Genomic DNA, 15,231 nt, shown 5'->3' with positions numbered 1-15,231 from the left:
ACACGCGGCTCACCCCAAAAGGCGGCAGCCAGAGGGGGCTCTTCCCCTAACTGCGAAAACCACGCCCGCCTCACGAATCCCACTGCTGCAGCGGAGTGATGATGAAATTCCTTTTCTATACCCATTCCTTGATCTCCGACTGGAACCACGGCAATGCGCATTTCCTGCGCGGCGTTCTGCGTGATCTTATCCGCCGTGACCACGAGGTTCTGGCGCTGGAGCCGGAAAATTCCTGGAGCCGGCAGAACCTCATCGCAAGCCAGGGCAATACTGCCATCGACGCATTTCATGCAACCTTCCCGGATCTTCGCTCGACGACCTACGGCGCCAATTTCAATCATGAAGCCGCACTCGATGACGCCGATGTCGTGGTGGTGCACGAATGGACCGATCCTGAGCTTGTGAAGCAGATCGGCGCGCTCAGGAAGAAGGGTGGCGAGTTCACCCTGATCTTCCACGATACGCATCATCGCGCCGTGTCCTCCGCGCAAGACATCGCAGGCCTCGATCTCTCCAGCTACGATCTGGTGCTGGCCTTCGGCGAAACGCTGAGAGAGCGTTATCTCGATGACGGCTGGGCCGGCCAGGTCTTCACCTGGCACGAGGCTGCCGATGACACGCTATTCCGGCCGATGCCCGAGGTCGAGAAGACCGGCGATCTGATCTGGATCGGCAATTGGGGCGATGACGAGCGCAGCGCCGAAATTTCAGAATTTCTGGTGAAGCCCGCCAAGGCGCTTGGCCTGAAGGCGACGGTGCGCGGTGTGCGATACCCTCACGACGCTCTAGCGGCACTCGATGATGCGGGCATTGCCTATGGCGGCTGGATTGCCAATGCGGATGCACCGAAAGCCTTCGCCCGCCACCGCATGACGGTCCACATTCCCCGCCGCCCTTACGTGGAACACCTGCCGGGCATTCCCACCATTCGCGTGTTCGAGGCGCTTGCCTGCGGCGTTCCGCTGATTTCCGTGCCCTGGGAGGATGGGGAAAACCTCTTCCGGCCGGGCAAGGATTTCCTCTTCGTCCGTGATGGCAAGGAGATGCAGGCCGAGATGCGCCGTGTCCTGTCTGACGCCGATCTTTGCGCCGATCTCGCCTCCAGCGGGCTGGAGACCATCCAGGCGCGCCACACCTGCCGCCACCGCGTGGATGAACTTCTCGACATCCTGAAATCGTCAGGCACCCGCCGCGTTACCGACAAACTCAAGCAGCCGGAGGCCGCCGAATGAAGATCGCCTTTTATGGTTCCAGCCTCGTTTCGGCCTATTGGAACGGTGCCGCCACCTATTATCGCGGGCTGCTGCGGGCGCTGAGCGCGCGAGACTACGACATCACCTTCTATGAACCTGATGTCTATGACCGGCAGAAGAACCGCGACATGGACCCGCCGGACTGGGCGAAGGTGGTCGTCTATGACGGCACCATCGAGGCGCTGAAGGCGGTGACGGCGAAGGCAAGCGAGGCCGATATCGTCGTCAAGGCAAGCGGCGTCGGCTTCGAGGATGATCTGCTGCTGGCGGAGCTTCTGACTTCGGCACGGCCGGATGCACTGAAAATCTTCTGGGACGTCGATGCGCCGGCAACACTTGCCGAGCTGAAGGCAGCCCCCGATCATCCGCTCCGCAAGGCGCTTGGCCAGCTTGATCTGGTGCTGACCTATGGCGGCGGCGATCCGGTCGTGAATGCCTATCGTTCATTGGGCGCCGCCGATTGCATTCCCGTCTACAACGCGCTGGACCCGGAGACGCATCACTCGGTTGCGCCCGATCCGCGCTTTACCGCCGATCTCGGTTTTCTCGGCAACCGCCTGCCGGACCGGGAAGCGCGTGTGGAGCATTTCTTCCTGGAGCCCGCCTCCCGCCTGCCGCAGCAGCGCTTTCTGCTCGGCGGTTCCGGCTGGGAGGACAAGCCGAAATCGGAGAACATCCATGCGATCGGCCATGTCTCCACCCGCGATCACAATGCCTTCAACGTGACGCCGAAGGCGGTCTTGAACATATCTCGCGCCAGCATGGCTGAAAACGGCTTTTCGCCTGCCACACGCGTGTTCGAGGCGGCCGGTGCCGGCGCCTGCCTGATCACAGATTATTGGGAGGGGATCGAGCTTTTCCTCAAGCCCGATGAGGAAGTGCTTGTCGTTCGCGATGGTCAGGATGTGGCCGACATCATGGCCGGTCTCGATACGGAGAAGGCACGTCAGATCGGCGAACGGGCGCTCTCCCGTGTGCTGGCGGAGCATACTTATGATCATCGCGCCGAACTGGCGGACCAAATCTTCCGCACCCATGGCGGACGGCGGGAGGCAGCGGAATGACCAGGTCTTCCCTCGATATCGTCATCCTTGGCCTGTCACTGTCCTCCTCCTGGGGCAATGGCCATGCCACCACCTTCCGGGCGCTGCTGCGGGGCTTGAAGGCGGAAGGTCACCGCGTGCTGTTTCTGGAGCGAGACGTGCCCTGGTACGCCAATCATCGCGACCTGCCGGACCCGGATTTCTGCGAACTGGCCTATTACAGCGAGATTGATGGCATGCTCGCGCAGCATGGCGAGCGGCTGCGCAAGGCGGATGCGGTCATCGTCGGCTCCTATGTGCCAGACGGCGTGGCGCTGATCGATGCGCTGATCGAGCTTTCGCCCAAGCGGCTCTGCTTCTATGACATCGATACGCCTGTCACACTGGCGAAGCTGGAACGGGGCGAAGAGGAATACATCGCCAAGCGGCAGATTGCCGAACTCGACGCCTATTTCTCCTTTACCGGCGGGCCGGTGCTGCGCCATCTGGAGCGGCATTACGGCGTGCCGCACGCCTTTCCGCTGTATTGCTCCGTCGATGCCGAGCGTTACGGCAATACCGGCGAAGTCGCTCAATGGGATCTCGGTTATCTCGGCACCTATAGCCCCGACCGCCAGCCGACGCTGGAAAAGCTGCTGATCGGGCCGGCGAGGCGACTGCCGCATATGCGCTTCGTCGTGGCGGGGCCGCAATATCCTGACACCATCGACTGGCCAGACAATGTGGAGCGGATCGACCATCTGCCGCCCGCGGATCACGCCGCCTTCTACAGCCGCCAGCGCTTCACCCTGAACGTTACCCGCGCCGACATGATCTCCGCCGGCTGGTCGCCCAGCGTGCGCCTGTTCGAGGCGGGCGCCTGCGCCACGCCGATCATCAGCGATGCCTGGGAGGGCCTGGGTGAACTGCTGCCGGATGGGGAGGCGATCCTGATCGCTGACGGTACCGAGGATGTCGTCCGGGCGCTGAACGACACGACGGACGAAAGACGACGCGCCATGGGCGAGGCGGCCCGCACCCGCATTCTCGAAGGCCATACGGGCCATGCCCGTGCGGTGGAACTGGCGGACTGGCTGAAAAGCCTGCCACCCCGACAGACAAGACAGACAGATGAACAGCCGGTTTCCCGGCGCATTTCGGCATGAGTATGGAGGAGACCAGGATGCTGCAAAGAACCGAACGAGGAAAGACAAAGACCATTCTCGTTGCGGGAGGCGCCGGCTTTGTCGGCTCGCATCTCTGCGATGCGCTTCTTGCGCGCGGTCACCGGGTGATCGCCGTCGATTGCTTCCTCACGGGTTCAGAGGCCAATGTGCGGCCGCTGTTGAACCACCCGAATTTCCGGCTGATCGAGCGGGATATCTGCGAGGTGAAAAGCCTGGATGAGGCGGTGGACGAGATCTACAACCTTGCCTGCGCGGCCTCGCCGCCGCATTACCAGGCAGACCCCGTGCATACGATGATGACCTGCGTGGTGGGCACCGGCAATCTCCTGGCGCTGGCGGAAAAGCATGGCGCTTCCTTCCTGCAGGCTTCCACCAGCGAGGTCTATGGCGACCCGGAAGAGCATCCGCAGCGGGAGGATTATCGCGGCAGCGTCAACTGCACCGGCCCGCGTGCCTGCTATGACGAGGGCAAGCGGGCGGCGGAAGCGCTGTGTTTCGATATGCTGCGGGCCGAGCGGGTGGATGCCCGGGTGGTGCGCATCTTCAACACCTATGGGCCACGCATGCAGCCGAATGACGGGCGCATCGTCTCCAACCTCATCGTGCAGGCGCTCTCCGGCAAGCCGCTGACCATCTATGGCACGGGCGAGCAGACCCGCTCCTTCTGCTATGTCAGCGATCTCGTCGCGGGCCTGATCGCGTTGATGGAGGTGAACCCCAACCCTGGCCAGCCGGTCAATATCGGCAATCCTGGCGAGTTTACCATCAACGAGCTGGCGGAAATGGTGGTGGCCATGGTGCCGACCGATTCCTCAATCGTCTACAATCCGCTGCCGAAGGATGATCCCCAGCGTCGCCGGCCGGATATTTCCCGCGCGAAGGAATTGCTGGGCTGGGAGCCGAAGGTGCCGCTGGCGGAGGGCTTGCGTCATACCATCGACTGGTTCGCCGCTTCCCTGGCGGACGAAGCAAAGCCAGCGCGGCGTGCCGTGCCGGCCGGCTTGAATGGTCATGGCAAGAGCAAGGACCAGCCCGGTGTGAGCCTTCCGCTCGGGGCGTAAATTCATGGATACGGCAAGAACACCGAAGGAAGAACTTGGCCGTCGCATTGAGGCGCTGGGGCCGTGGTTCCACAACCTGCGGATCGGCGGGGTGGAAACGGCGCCGGATCATTTTCTCGGCGATTACCCCGCCTTCAAATGGCAAGGCTTCCGGCATGTGCTGCCGGAGGACCTGACGGGCAAGACGGTGCTGGATGTCGGCTGCAATGCCGGCTTCTACGCGCTGGAAATGAAGCGGCGCGGTGCCGCCCGCGTGGTCGGCGTGGATTCCGATCCCCGCTATCTGGCGCAGGCGCGCTTTGCTGCCGAGCAGAGCGGGCTGGAGATCGAATTCCGGCAGATGTCGGTCTACGAGGTGCCGAAGCTGCAGGAGCGGTTCGACCTCGTGATCTTCATGGGTGTGCTCTATCACCTGCGCCATCCGCTGCTGGCGCTCGACCTGCTCTGGGAGCATGCGGTGGGCGACATGATGCTGTTCCAGTGCCTGCAGCGCGGCGACGAGCGCATTCCTGAGCTTTCGGAAAACTACGATTTTGCCGAATGGTCGGTCTTCGACCAGCCCGATTACCCAAAACTCTTCTTCGTCGAGGAACGCTATGCCTCGGACCCGACCAACTGGTTCATCCCCAACACGGCGGCCATGGAGGCAATGCTGCGATCATCCGGCTTTGAGATCGCGGCGCATCCGGAACGGGAGGTCTATCTCTTAAAGCGCGGGGCGCGGCATTATGCGGTGGAAAATGCGCCATGCGGATTTGGCGGGTGAGGATAGCACCTATTTTCGCTCGGCCAGCCATATGACATGACGTGCGCCGCTGCGCTTGGTGCTGGCGCGGACGGACTTCGCTTCCGCTGCAAAGCCGCTATCCCGCAGCCGTCGCGTGAATTTGTCATCCGGGCCGGAGGACCAGACGGCGAGCACACCGCCGGGGCGCAAGGCTTCTCGCGTCGCACGCAATCCCTCATGATCATAGAGCCGGTCGTTGGAAGGGCGCGTCAAACCATCCGGCCCGTTATCGACATCGAGCAGGATCGCATCAAAGGCCGCTTTGGAAGCGCGGATCAGCGCGCCGACATCGCCCAAATGGATGTGCACGCGCGGATCATCCAGGCAGCCCTTGAACACCTGGGCCATCGGGCCGCGCGCCCAGTCGACCACGGCCGGTACCAGTTCGGCCACGGTCACTCTGGCATCCTCTGGCAGCACGTCCAGCGCGGCGCGCAGCGTAAAACCCATGCCGAGCCCGCCGATCATGATATGGGGGCGAGGGCGTCCCGCGATCCTCTCATAGGACAGCGATGCGAGTGCCTCTTCCGAACCGCTCAGCCGGCTGTTCATCAGCTCGTTGGTACCCAGCATGATGGAAAATTCCTGGCCGCGCTGCTTGAGGCGCAGAACCTGCCCGCCATCTCCCGGCACATCGGCCTGATCGATCTGTATCCACGGAAGCATTTTGTTTGCCTCTTGATCCGCACTGCCATTCTAGTTGGCCCGGCATTCGCATGCGGAGCCTCAGAGAACAAGCGTTTCGTGATGGCAGCGCAAGAAGGGGCGGCGTGAAATGCAGCTTTGAGGCAGCCCGCTGACAAAGCGTGAGTGCGAAGATGCAGGCAGGGCGTGCCTCGGTTGTCCTTCTCCCCGTTTTGACGGGGAGAGCGACTGTCTTGGCTGTCAAGCGTTTTGCCATGGTTTTTCGTCCCGGATGAGGGGCAAACTGGGCATTCATCCGTATGGCATTGCCCCTCACCCTAACCCTCTCCCCGCAGGCGGGGAGAGGGGACGAAAGCGTCGTTTGCCGTCACAGACACGATTCCCCTTCGCCTAACGGAACTTGGCGTTTCAAGGCTGGCGGGCAGGCGCGGGTGCTTCCACCGCCGGCGCGATCTGGCCCTGCGCAGGGTTGATCGGGCCATTCTGTGGGGCAGAGGTGGCGGCTGCTGGATCACCCGCTCGTGGGCCACGGGTGGCGGCGACGGAACCGGTTGGCATCTGATCTGTTGCAATGGGCGCCTGCGATACCGCGCCATTGGCATTGGCAACGCGCCACACCGTGTTGCCCGCATCATCTGCCACCAGAAGCGCGCCGGTGCCATCGATACCGACTCCGACGGGGCGGCCGCGCGTATCCTCGCCCTTCAGGAAGTCCGTCACCACATCCTGAGCCTTGCCATTGGGCTTGCCGTTCTGGAAGGGCACGAAGACCACCTTGTAGCCGTTGAAGTGGTTGCGGTTCCAGCTGCCATGTTCGCCGATGAAGGCGCCGTTGGTGTAAGGTGCCGGAAGTGCAGAGCCATGCGTGAAGGTGAGGCCGAGTGCTGCCACATGGCTGGAAAGCGCGTAATCGGCGGGAATGGCCTTTTCCACCATATCCGGGCGCTGCGGATGCACGCGGGCATCCACATGGTTGCCGTAATAGCTCCACGGCCAGCCGTAGAAGGCGCCATCCTTCACCGAGGTCATGTAGTCGGGCACGAGATTGGGCCCCAGTTCGTCGCGCTCGTTGATGACGGCCCAGAGCGCGCCCGTATCCGGGTTGAAGCTAAGGCCGTTCGGATTGCGAAGCCCGGAGGCATAGACGCGGGCCGCCCCCGTTTGCCGGTCGACTTCCCAAATCGCGGCGCGGCCCTTCTCTGCCTCGATACCGTTTTCCACGATGTTGGAGTTGGAGCCCACGCCGACATAGAGCTTGCTGCCGTCAGGGCTCAGCGCCAGATCCTTGGTCCAGTGATGGTCGATCGGACCGCCGGGCAGGGGTGTCAGAACGCGCGGCTGAGCCGTGATCTTGTTTTCGCCGAGCTTGTACGGGTAGGCCAGGATGGCGTCGGTTGCCGCAACGTAAAGCGTGTCGTCCGCCCAAGCGACGCCGAAGGGAGAGTTGAGGCCGGTCAGCAGATCATGACGCTCATCCACCTGACCATCGCGATTGGTGTCGCGCAGAAGCGTGATCAGGTTGCTCGGCTTCTGCGGCCCGCCCGTATCGCCATGGGAAATCGACATGATGAAGCCGCGGATGATGTCCTTGGGGCGGGATTTCGGTTCGCCCGATGGACCGCGCGACTGGATGACCAGCACATCGCCATTCGGCAGCGTGTGGACGGTGCGGGGATTGGCGAGATCCTTGGCGTAAGGCGTGATCTTCAGGCCATCGGGCACTTTCGGCGTTTCATTGTCCTTCCAGCCGACCACTTTGGCCACCTTCAGGTCCGGCACCAGAATGGTCTGCGGCGCGGGCAGAACTGGGTCCGGCCCGATCTGCTGGCTGACATCGAAATTGCCGTCATCGCTGCAGCCGGCAAGGGCGGCAGAGAGTGTCAGGGCAGAGCCAAGAAGGGCGGAGCGGGAAAGCGTGCGGCGGTTCATCATGCGACCCTCACATACAGTCTGGAACGGTGGGAGGCCGAAAGGCCGAAGGTGGCGATGATCAGCACGAAGTTGATGGCAGAGAGCGCCAGCCCCCAGGGTACGACAGCCGTCCAGCCGTCACCCGCATGGATGAAGTTGTTGAGAAGGCCGACCAGCAGGATGACGATGAAGAGCAGCGCTGCAAACAGCGACGGCCGGGCATAGCGTGTGGACGAACGCAGGAGATCGATAAGGCCGGCAATCAGCGCCAGCCCACCCGCCACCTCCCCGGCAAACAGCAGCCAGGCGGAAAAGTTCTGCCACATCAGATTGGCCGTCTGCCAGAACAACAGGTCGGTCGCCAGCGCCAGCGAGAAGCTGACAAAGGTGAAGGGCACGAAAATGCCAGAAAAGGGATAGCCGCCATAGGCGTGCGTATGAGGTTCGGTGATGGTCATGAGCCGCCTCGGTGTGCGTGTGGATGAGCGTCATCGCACTACGGTCGAGAACGGGTTTTGTTCCACTCACCGGAAGACCTAAAACCATTCCTCTTGCCGAGCCGTAATGGGGAAACCAGATGTGTTCTCTGTTTCTCTCGTCGCGAGCCGCCATGATCGATCCCGAAAATCCGCCCGCCATCAACCGCATGGTCCTGCAACAGGTGATCGCAGTGCTCTCCGATGGCCTGATCCTCGTCGAGACCGATGGGGCGATATCCTGGGCCAATCCATCAGCCCTTGCCATGCATCGCATTGAAAAGATGGAGGATCTAGGTGGATCCGTAGAAGGGTACCGCAGACGCTTCACGCTACGTTACCGGAACAACCATCTGCTGGAGGAGGGTCAGTACCCGCTGGAGCGATTGCTGGCAGGCGAGGAGGTGGGGGAGGTGACGGTGGAGGTGTCTCCTGCCGATGACCCCGATCAGTTGTGGGTGCATACCGCCAAGAGCATGGTCATTGCGGATGCGGGTGCGCGCCCCGACGTGCTGGTGCTGGTGCTGAGGGACGAGACACCTCGCTATGAGGCGGAGAAGCGGTTCGAAAAGGCGTTCAATGCGAACCCGGCGCCGGGTCTGATCTGCCGTCAGGAGGATCAGCGCTTCATTCGCGTCAACCAGGGCTTTCTGGAAATGACAGGTCTGACGCGAGAGGAAATCATCGGCCGAACCGTGGATGAACTTGGTCTCTTTTCCAATTGCGAGACGGGCGAAGATGCGCGCGAAAAATTGGCGGAGGGCAGAGTTGTGCGACAGCGTGAAGCCTTGATCCCGATCCCTGAGGGTGACCGGCTGGTGATCGTCGCGGCCGAACCCATTCCGGTTGGTGAAGAGGCCTGCATGCTCTTCACCTTCGCCGATCTCGACGGGCGCAGAAAGGCGCAGATTGCACTGCGCCAGAGCGAGGAGCGCTTTTCCAAATCCTTCCGCCTGTCTCCTGCACCAACGGCCATTTCACGGCTGGATGATTTCGTGCTGACCGAAGTCAACGAGGCTTTCCTGCAGCTCTGCGGGCGCAGGGCTGAAGAGGTTGTCGGCAAGACGGCCAGCGAACTGAAGCTGTGGGAGGATGTAAAGGCGCGAAAAGCGATCGAAGTTAAGTTGAAGGACAATATCCCGGTCCGTGACGAGCCGCTCACCATGGCACTGAAGGATGGCAGCTTTGCCGATTGCCTTGTCTCCGCAGAGCGGGTGGAAATCAATGATCAGCAATGCGTCATCTGGGCGCTGCAGGATGTGACGGAACGCCGCCGCACGGAAGCCGAACTGGTGGAGGCCATTGAAAGCGTGATGGCCGACACTTCCTGGTTCAGCCGCACCATTGTCGACAAGCTCGCCAATGTCCGGCAGACGTCGCGCGGCAAGCCTCCGTCTGCGGGCCTCGCTGATCTGACCGAGCGCGAGACGGATATGCTGAGCCTCATTTGTGAGGGCAGGAGCGACGCGGAAATGGGGGATGTACTGTGCCTTTCCAAGCATACGATCCGCAATCACATTGCCTCGCTTTATAATAAGATCGGCGTCAATCGGCGTGCGGCTGCCGTGATATGGGCGCGTGAACGTGGCTTCAAAGGTACGCGAACCAACCGGAATGGTCGCTGAAAAATCGCCGAAACGACCTCAAAAAAGGTCAGGATCTACTAGTTCATCTAGTAGATCCCAATCTGCAAGCTCCTCTTTCCCAACCCTAAATCATCAATCGTGACGGCGCAGACAGCGTCGTGAAACACGGATTGAACAAGGAGTTGGACAATGGACAAGAACCGCATCGAAGGTGCAGCACGTCAGGCCAAGGGCTCCCTGAAGGAAGCTGTCGGCAAGGTGACCGGCAACCGCGAACTCGAGATCGAGGGCAAGGCAGACAAGGCGGCCGGTAACGCGCAAAGCGCGGTCGGCAAGGCCAAGGACGCCATCCGCAGCGCCGTCAAGTAACGCTGCCCCGAAACGAAAGACTTCGGATCACACCATGATGGTTCTGCACGCACGAAACAGTCTGCGCAGCAACCCGGCAGAGTGCAGCCTTCGCGCTGCACTCCAGTCTCTGCTGGCCTATGGCCAGGGGCTGGAAGCCTGCACGATTGATGTCTCGGTGGAAGATGGCCGGGTTATTCTGTCGGGCGAGGTCAGCTCTCTGGACGCCTTTGAAACGGCAATTGCCGTTGCCGAAGTCTTTAGCGGAAGAACGGTCGTTCCGGATCTCGCGATCCGCCCGTCCCGCAGCACTCTCCTTATTGTGCCGCCGGGTGCGGCATGCCCGCTCATGACTACGAGCCACCCATGAAAGGGAAACCAATGAAGAAACTCGCCATCCTCGCCGCTGTCGCTTCAGTTGCTGCAGCCCCTGCAACTTTCGCCGCGGAGCGTCATCACAAAGCCAATGGTCACACCGCCCAGAAGGTATCTGCCGAACCCGGCCAGCGCGTCGGCCAGTTGAACTGTGAAATTCAAGGCGGCGTCGGCCTCATCGTCGGCTCTTCCAAGAAGGTGGACTGCACCTTCCGCCAGCAGTCCGGCAAGGTCGAGCGCTACAGCGGCACCATCGGAAAGCTCGGCCTCGATGTGGGTGTGACGGGCAAGAGTTACATGAACTGGATCGTCGTCAACACCGCTGCAAGCCGTATCGGCGAGGGTGCGCTGGCCGGTCAATACGTCGGTGCGTCGGCGGAAGCGGCCGTTGGTCTTGGTGTCGGGGCCAATGCTCTGCTTGGCGGTAATGCCAAGAACTTTGCGCTGCAGCCGCTGTCCGGCCAGGCTGGAACCGGCCTCAACATCGCCGCCGGCGTCTCCCGCTTGACGCTGCAGCGCGCCGGCTGATCGGGGCGCAGATCACATGACGAAGGGGCTGCCCGGTGGGCGGCCCTTTTTGTTGATACGTTGCCCTCCCGGAAAATACCGCAGTCCGACGGAACCGAATATCATTGTGGGAATTGACAGCATGTTGTCGAATAGACGTCAGGTTGTCATGATCACTGCAGACGCACAAAAGACTGTTCGCGAACTCATTCTCTCGGTCTTCGAGACGAACGGACTGCTGGTGGACACCGGCAATGCACTCGTGAAACCGTTGGGGCTGACCACGGCCTGGTGGCAGGTGCTGGGCGCGCTCGGCTATTCTCCGGTGCCGCTGCCAGTGGCTCACATTGCCCGCAATATGGGGCTGACCCGTCAGGCGGTGCAGCGCGTCAGCGACCTGCTGGCGGAGCAGGGCTTCGTGGCCTTTGAACCCAACCCGCATCACCGCCGCGCCAAGCTGGTGGTTCTCACGCCCGCTGGCTGGGATGTCCTGAAGCAGGCCGAATCCGCCTCACGTCCCCTCGACGGCCGTATTCTCGAACGGATCGGCGCCGATCGTCTCGCGGCCGCGCTGCAGGTGCTGCGCGACCTCACCGACGTGCTCGACGAAACCCTCCCGGCCTCACCGACGAACACCTCACTCACAGCCTGAAAGGCATCCCATGACCCATGCATCCATGCAGGACGGCTTCGATACTGATGTCATCATTATCGGAGGCGGCCCCATCGGGCTCACCACGGCCGCAGCGCTTGCCCATCACGGCATCAAATTTCGGCTGTTCGAGCAGCGGCAGCATCCCAAGCCCTATTCGCGTGCCAACAATCTCTGGGCCCGTCCGCAGGAGCTGCTGGCCAGCATCGGCATCCGCGACGCCATCGCGAAGAACGCCTACAGCATCACCCAGGTCAACACGCTTTTGAACGGGCGTCCTGTCAATCCGGTGGCGATCGCCGATGTGCCGAGCCCCTATGGGCCCGTTCTCTATAGCGGGCAGGACGTGATCGAGAAAACGCTGACCGAGCAGATCGAGTTGAAGGGCGGCACGGTCGAGCGCGGGATCAAGGCCGTCTCCTTCGAGCAGGATGCCGATGGCGTTACCGTGACGATCGGGCGGGTCAGCAATGACGATGATCATCACGTGGAAGGCCCGACCGAGCAGGTGCGCGCCCGCTATCTTGTTGGCGCGGATGGTCATGATGGGTCCGTGCGCAAGGCGCTGGGGCTCGATTTCGAGCTGCAGAAGCTGCCGCATGTGATCAACCGCCAACTGGATGCCAAGCTCAGCTGGCGCCGCTCGACAGATTTCGATCACCTCTGGTTCTTCTATTATCCGCATGGTTTCTGTGGCGTGCTGCCGGTCTGGGAGGGCTATCACCGTCTCTTCTTCCTGTCGCATGATGAGGGCATTCCCGACCGCGATCCGACGCTGGAGGAATTGCAGGCCATCGCCCGCGAGGTGACGGAGGACGAGACGCTGACCCTCGCCGATCCAATCTGGATCACGCATAGCCGCTTCCAGCATGGTGCCGCCGAGCACTACTCGGCGGGCCGAGTCTATCTGGTCGGCGACGCCGGCCATGAATCGCTTCCCGCCGGCGGGCAGGGCATGAATTCCGGCTTTCATGATGCGGTCGGCGTTGCCTGGCGGCTGGCCATGGCGCTGAACAACAACGCAACGCCTGTTGTTCTGGAGTCCTACGACCATGAACGCGGCGGCGAGCATCGTGCACTCGATGGCCGGCAGGTTCGTGGCTTCGAAAACAGCGTCTACCGCGGCGCCATCAAGGACATCGCGATCGATCTTGCCGCGCGCTTCGTTCCGAACATCAGCGCTTTCATTCAGGGCACGGCCGATCTCCAGCAATTGTCGGTGGCCTATCCCGAAAGTCCTCTGAACGAGGATCATCTGACAGGTCTTGCGGATCTCGTGGGGCAAGGTGCGCCAAAGGCGGGCGAGCGCGCGCCGGATGCCAAAGTGGTCGCATCAGATGGACGTTCCACCACCTTGTTCGACCATATATACAATCCCGACGGGTTTAGTTGGGGATGGACGCTGCTTGCCTTCGATGGCCGCGACGCCGGGGCGATGACGTCACTGCGCGCGGCGTTTGCCGAGGTGCAGGGCTGGCGCTTCATCCGCCCAAGGCTGGTGCTCGCAAAGGCCTTGCCCTCTGCCAGTGATGCTGTCGCGCTATCCGATCTCGATCACGAAGCCCATACCGCCTACGGCCTCAGCACGGCGGCGCTGATCCTGATCAGGCCGGACGGGCATATCGCCTATCGCGGTACCGCCGATCATCCGGAAAAGCTGCGCGCCTATTGCGAGCGGATGTTTGGCGCAACCGCGGCCTAGCATCAGCCAGTGAATGGGCTTGCCCCCCTGAGTGGCGTCCCCACTAGCCAATCCAAAAAGGGCCGCCCACCGGGCAGCCCTTCAACAACCCAATCGATCTGACTCTACGTCAGCCCTTGGTGCCCTTGGCGATCGGCTCCTGATAGGTGAAGCCCATATCCCAGGGGAAGTAGATCCAGGTATCCTGCGAAACCTCGGTCACGAAGGTGTCGATGACAGGCACGCCCTTCGGCTTGGCATAGACGCAGGCGAAGTGGGCGTTCGGCATCATGTCGCGCACTTCCTTGGCGGTCTTGCCGGTATCGGTCAGGTCGTCCACCACAAGTACGCCACGGCCGCCATCGGTCATCAGGTCAGGGTTGATGCCCTTCAAAAGGTTCATTTCGCCCTGGTTTACATAGTCGTGGTAGGAGGCGATGCAGACCGTATCGATCAGGCGGATGTTGAGTTCGCGCGAAATGATTGCTGCCGGCACCAGGCCGCCTCGGGTAATGCAGACGATGGCGCGGAACTCCTGGCCGCTGCCGGCCAGACGCCAGGCAAGCGCACGCGCATCGCGGTGAAATTGATCCCAGGAAACAGGAAAGGCTTTGTCGGGTAGGGACATGTGAACGTGGCTCCGAGGCGCGGGAATGGAACATGGGCCGCGCACCGGGTCATTCACCCGATCGGCCCGCGGAAGCGGCGCTTGTTCCGCACGCTCCCGTTGGCCGTTGCTCTTAGCGAAAGTTTTCCGGCTTAGGCAAGCCAATCCATGCGGCTCGCCCGCTTTAGCAGTCGTTTTTCGCTGTCAGCGTGACAGAAGCGTCAACGCCGTCATGGATTCCAGCATGGTGCGGGTGACCCCGCCGAACAGCATTTCCCACCAGCGGGAATGTCCGTAGCCGCCCATGACGAGCAGATCGATGCTCTGGTCGGCGAGGCGATTCTCGATGGCCGTGGCGGCCGGTAGGCCGAGCTTCTCCTCGGTACGCAGCGTTACCTTCACGCCATGGCGGGAAAGCGAGGCGGCAAGATCGGTGCCTGCCAGTTCAGGCGCATCGCGCGACGCACCGGGTGGGTCGACGGAGAAGACCTCGACGCTGTCGGCGCTCTTCAGAAGCGGCAGCGCATCGAAGGCGGCGCGAGCGGCTTCCTTGGAGCCGTTCCAGGCAATCAGCGCGCGGTGGATCGGCTGCGGGCGGGTCATCAGGCGCGGGATGAGCAGCAGCGGGCGGCCGCTCTCGAACAGAAAGCTTTCGAGATCCGCGCGGCTGTCCGCAGCCTCCGCCAGATTGCCCTGGCTCGCCACGATCAGGTCCGCAGTGCGGGCGCATTCCATCACGTTGGCGGAGGAATAACCGGCCGTGCAGATATAGCTTCGCCATTCGAAGGGCACACCATCGCTCTGCATCGCGCCGCGGAAGATCGCTTCCACGGCCTTCGTTTCGGAATGGGCGGCCTGCTGCAAAGCCTCCACGGCAGAGGGGTCCGGGATTTCCATCGGCGCGATCAGCGGGACCGTCGCCAGCGTTTCTGCGTGCAGGCCAATCACATGCGCGGAAAACTGTTCGGCCAGCGCAACGGAAAAATCCGTGACCTGTTTGGCGTTGGCCTTGCTGTCGAGAGCGGCGAGAATGGTCTTGTAGCTCATGGCATGTCTCCTGACCCACGTTGTTCCTGAACAATGTCAGCCAGCTTTACGTGGTTCTCGCCTTGCGCTGGGTCAAGCTTTCCTGA

16 protein-coding genes are annotated in these 15,231 nt (G+C 62.0%); 11 read left to right on the top strand and 5 right to left on the bottom strand.

The features are described 5' to 3' along the window. Window positions 1–101: 101 nt before the first annotated feature. Genes Q2T52_RS21220 through Q2T52_RS21200 form a run of 5 tightly spaced genes read left to right on the top strand, consistent with a single transcriptional unit; the run spans window position 102 to window position 5,289 of the window. Window positions 102–1,232 (top strand): CgeB family protein, encoded by a 1,131-nt coding sequence (locus tag Q2T52_RS21220; RefSeq protein ID WP_302078858.1) that lies wholly within the window; start codon window positions 102–104, stop codon window positions 1,230–1,232. Further along, a complete protein-coding gene (locus tag Q2T52_RS21215; RefSeq protein WP_302078857.1) occupies window positions 1,229–2,317 on the top strand; it encodes a CgeB family protein in 1,089 nt (362 codons plus the stop codon). The genes Q2T52_RS21220 and Q2T52_RS21215 overlap by 4 nt, the downstream gene beginning before the upstream one ends. Further along, on the top strand, window positions 2,314–3,441 hold the full coding sequence (locus tag Q2T52_RS21210) for a CgeB family protein (protein ID WP_302078856.1): 1,128 nt from the start codon (window positions 2,314–2,316) through the stop codon (window positions 3,439–3,441). The genes Q2T52_RS21215 and Q2T52_RS21210 overlap by 4 nt, the downstream gene beginning before the upstream one ends. 17 nt (window positions 3,442–3,458) lie before the next feature. Further along, complete coding sequence (locus tag Q2T52_RS21205) at window positions 3,459–4,523, top strand: UDP-glucuronic acid decarboxylase family protein (protein ID WP_302078855.1); 1,065 nt, start codon at window positions 3,459–3,461, stop codon at window positions 4,521–4,523. A 4-nt stretch (window positions 4,524–4,527) separates the two neighbouring features. Continuing rightward, window positions 4,528–5,289, top strand: a complete 762-nt coding sequence (locus Q2T52_RS21200) for a TIGR04290 family methyltransferase (protein WP_302078853.1) — start codon at window positions 4,528–4,530, stop codon at window positions 5,287–5,289. 9 nt (window positions 5,290–5,298) lie between these two features. Here Q2T52_RS21200 and Q2T52_RS21195 read toward each other — a convergent pair whose 3' ends face one another. The 3 genes from Q2T52_RS21195 to Q2T52_RS21185 all read right to left on the bottom strand — a co-directional run bounded on the left by Q2T52_RS21195 (window position 5,299) and on the right by Q2T52_RS21185 (window position 8,324). Then, the gene (locus Q2T52_RS21195) at window positions 5,299–5,976 is read right to left on the bottom strand and encodes a spermidine synthase (protein ID WP_302078852.1); all 678 of its coding nucleotides are present in this window, start codon (window positions 5,974–5,976) and stop codon (window positions 5,299–5,301) included. A gap of 387 nt (window positions 5,977–6,363) precedes the next feature. Then, on the bottom strand, window positions 6,364–7,884 hold the full coding sequence (locus Q2T52_RS21190; RefSeq protein WP_302078934.1) for a PQQ-dependent sugar dehydrogenase: 1,521 nt from the start codon (window positions 7,882–7,884) through the stop codon (window positions 6,364–6,366). Continuing rightward, complete coding sequence (locus Q2T52_RS21185; RefSeq protein WP_302078851.1) at window positions 7,884–8,324, bottom strand: DUF2231 domain-containing protein; 441 nt, start codon at window positions 8,322–8,324, stop codon at window positions 7,884–7,886. Before Q2T52_RS21185 ends, Q2T52_RS21190 begins: the two co-directional genes overlap by 1 nt. Before the next feature lie 152 nt (window positions 8,325–8,476). On the opposite strand from Q2T52_RS21185, the gene Q2T52_RS21180 reads away from it, so the two are divergent. From Q2T52_RS21180 to Q2T52_RS21155, 6 genes are all read left to right on the top strand, one after another. After that, entirely contained in the window at window positions 8,477–9,967 is a 1,491-nt protein-coding gene (locus Q2T52_RS21180) for a helix-turn-helix transcriptional regulator (RefSeq protein ID WP_302078933.1), read from the top strand. 150 nt (window positions 9,968–10,117) lie between these two features. Next, a complete protein-coding gene (locus tag Q2T52_RS21175) occupies window positions 10,118–10,297 on the top strand; it encodes a CsbD family protein (protein WP_302078850.1) in 180 nt (59 codons plus the stop codon). A gap of 34 nt (window positions 10,298–10,331) precedes the next feature. After that, complete coding sequence (locus tag Q2T52_RS21170; protein WP_302078849.1) at window positions 10,332–10,646, top strand: BON domain-containing protein; 315 nt, start codon at window positions 10,332–10,334, stop codon at window positions 10,644–10,646. 11 nt (window positions 10,647–10,657) lie between these two features. Beyond that, window positions 10,658–11,179: a DUF992 domain-containing protein gene (locus Q2T52_RS21165; RefSeq protein WP_302078848.1), complete on the top strand. Its 522-nt coding sequence runs from the start codon at window positions 10,658–10,660 to the stop codon at window positions 11,177–11,179. A 121-nt stretch (window positions 11,180–11,300) separates the two neighbouring features. After that, a complete protein-coding gene (locus Q2T52_RS21160) occupies window positions 11,301–11,810 on the top strand; it encodes a MarR family winged helix-turn-helix transcriptional regulator (RefSeq protein WP_302078847.1) in 510 nt (169 codons plus the stop codon). A 10-nt stretch (window positions 11,811–11,820) separates the two neighbouring features. Further along, entirely contained in the window at window positions 11,821–13,512 is a 1,692-nt protein-coding gene (locus Q2T52_RS21155) for an FAD-dependent monooxygenase (protein WP_302078846.1), read from the top strand. A 109-nt stretch (window positions 13,513–13,621) separates the two neighbouring features. Here Q2T52_RS21155 and gpt read toward each other — a convergent pair whose 3' ends face one another. Together gpt and Q2T52_RS21145 are read right to left on the bottom strand one after the other, a co-directional pair. After that, window positions 13,622–14,119, bottom strand: a complete 498-nt coding sequence (gpt, locus tag Q2T52_RS21150) for a xanthine phosphoribosyltransferase (RefSeq protein ID WP_302078845.1) — start codon at window positions 14,117–14,119, stop codon at window positions 13,622–13,624. Between the two features lie 183 nt (window positions 14,120–14,302). Beyond that, complete coding sequence (locus Q2T52_RS21145; RefSeq protein WP_302078844.1) at window positions 14,303–15,145, bottom strand: universal stress protein; 843 nt, start codon at window positions 15,143–15,145, stop codon at window positions 14,303–14,305. Window positions 15,146–15,231: the final 86 nt, after the last annotated feature.

The organism is Rhizobium oryzicola (assembly GCF_030504645.1).
Lineage (GTDB): Bacteria > Pseudomonadota > Alphaproteobacteria > Rhizobiales > Rhizobiaceae > Neorhizobium > Neorhizobium oryzicola.
Note: the sequence above shows the minus strand (reverse complement) of the source record. Positions and strands in the feature narration are given on the sequence as shown.

What these genes read in the sequence shown, in the direction of transcription:
- Q2T52_RS21180 (WP_302078933.1), top strand. Translation starts at nt 8,477, where the DNA reads ATGATCGATCCCGAAAATCCGCCCGCCATCAACCGCATGGTCCTGCAA.
- Q2T52_RS21175 (WP_302078850.1), top strand. Translation starts at nt 10,118, where the DNA reads ATGGACAAGAACCGCATCGAAGGTGCAGCACGTCAGGCCAAGGGCTCC.
- Q2T52_RS21145 (WP_302078844.1), bottom strand. Translation starts at nt 15,145, where the DNA reads ATGAGCTACAAGACCATTCTCGCCGCTCTCGACAGCAAGGCCAACGCC.
- Q2T52_RS21210 (WP_302078856.1), top strand. Translation starts at nt 2,314, where the DNA reads ATGACCAGGTCTTCCCTCGATATCGTCATCCTTGGCCTGTCACTGTCC.
- Q2T52_RS21190 (WP_302078934.1), bottom strand. Translation starts at nt 7,884, where the DNA reads ATGAACCGCCGCACGCTTTCCCGCTCCGCCCTTCTTGGCTCTGCCCTG.
- Q2T52_RS21220 (WP_302078858.1), top strand. Translation starts at nt 102, where the DNA reads ATGAAATTCCTTTTCTATACCCATTCCTTGATCTCCGACTGGAACCAC.
- Q2T52_RS21160 (WP_302078847.1), top strand. Translation starts at nt 11,301, where the DNA reads ATGTTGTCGAATAGACGTCAGGTTGTCATGATCACTGCAGACGCACAA.
- Q2T52_RS21205 (WP_302078855.1), top strand. Translation starts at nt 3,459, where the DNA reads ATGCTGCAAAGAACCGAACGAGGAAAGACAAAGACCATTCTCGTTGCG.
- Q2T52_RS21155 (WP_302078846.1), top strand. Translation starts at nt 11,821, where the DNA reads ATGACCCATGCATCCATGCAGGACGGCTTCGATACTGATGTCATCATT.
- Q2T52_RS21200 (WP_302078853.1), top strand. Translation starts at nt 4,528, where the DNA reads ATGGATACGGCAAGAACACCGAAGGAAGAACTTGGCCGTCGCATTGAG.
- Q2T52_RS21195 (WP_302078852.1), bottom strand. Translation starts at nt 5,976, where the DNA reads ATGCTTCCGTGGATACAGATCGATCAGGCCGATGTGCCGGGAGATGGC.
- Q2T52_RS21170 (WP_302078849.1), top strand. Translation starts at nt 10,332, where the DNA reads ATGATGGTTCTGCACGCACGAAACAGTCTGCGCAGCAACCCGGCAGAG.
- gpt (WP_302078845.1), bottom strand. Translation starts at nt 14,119, where the DNA reads ATGTCCCTACCCGACAAAGCCTTTCCTGTTTCCTGGGATCAATTTCAC.
- Q2T52_RS21215 (WP_302078857.1), top strand. Translation starts at nt 1,229, where the DNA reads ATGAAGATCGCCTTTTATGGTTCCAGCCTCGTTTCGGCCTATTGGAAC.
- Q2T52_RS21165 (WP_302078848.1), top strand. Translation starts at nt 10,658, where the DNA reads ATGAAGAAACTCGCCATCCTCGCCGCTGTCGCTTCAGTTGCTGCAGCC.
- Q2T52_RS21185 (WP_302078851.1), bottom strand. Translation starts at nt 8,324, where the DNA reads ATGACCATCACCGAACCTCATACGCACGCCTATGGCGGCTATCCCTTT.